Here is a 377-nt window from a genome sequence, read left to right as displayed (position 1 = left end):
GGTCTGTTTACAACCAAAAAGAAACAGGACTATCATTAAAGAAATAATAATTCGCATAATTTTCATTTTTACCTCCTATAAAAATTATGCAATTAATATATATCAACGTAACGCCTAACTGTTAGGAGAATATTATTTTTTGTTATGTGAAAATTATTTTTGACGCATTTAATTAAAAGATTATCGGACGAATATTAATTTTCTACCAGTTTGTTGGTATTGCTCCCACAAACTTGTAGTATGCGGGTTTGGCTTTGCCGTCTTTATCAAACAAGAGCGGCAATCCGGCTGAACGCCAACTTTGGTTGTCGGTAATACCCCAAAATGTTATGCGTTCTATTATGTCTGAAAAGTCTTTATAAACTGTCATATACTGT

Annotated in this window: 1 protein-coding gene; it reads right to left on the bottom strand. The window is 32.4% G+C overall.

Annotated elements, in window-relative coordinates; genetic code table 11:
* Positions 1 to 202: 202 nt before the first annotated feature.
* On the bottom strand, positions 203 to 370 hold the full coding sequence (locus tag ACYVTD_RS17845) for an endo-1,4-beta-xylanase (protein ID WP_461248955.1): 168 nt from the start codon (positions 368 to 370) through the stop codon (positions 203 to 205).
* Positions 371 to 377 lie beyond the last annotated feature (7 nt).

This window comes from Treponema sp. R6D11 (assembly GCF_054786075.1).
This window is presented reverse-complemented; position numbering and strand designations above follow the sequence as displayed.

Bases quoted from the DNA above. Each gene is read 5' to 3' on its own strand.
- ACYVTD_RS17845 (WP_461248955.1), bottom strand. From the start codon at position 370: ATGACAGTTTATAAAGACTTTTCAGACATAATAGAACGCATAACATTT.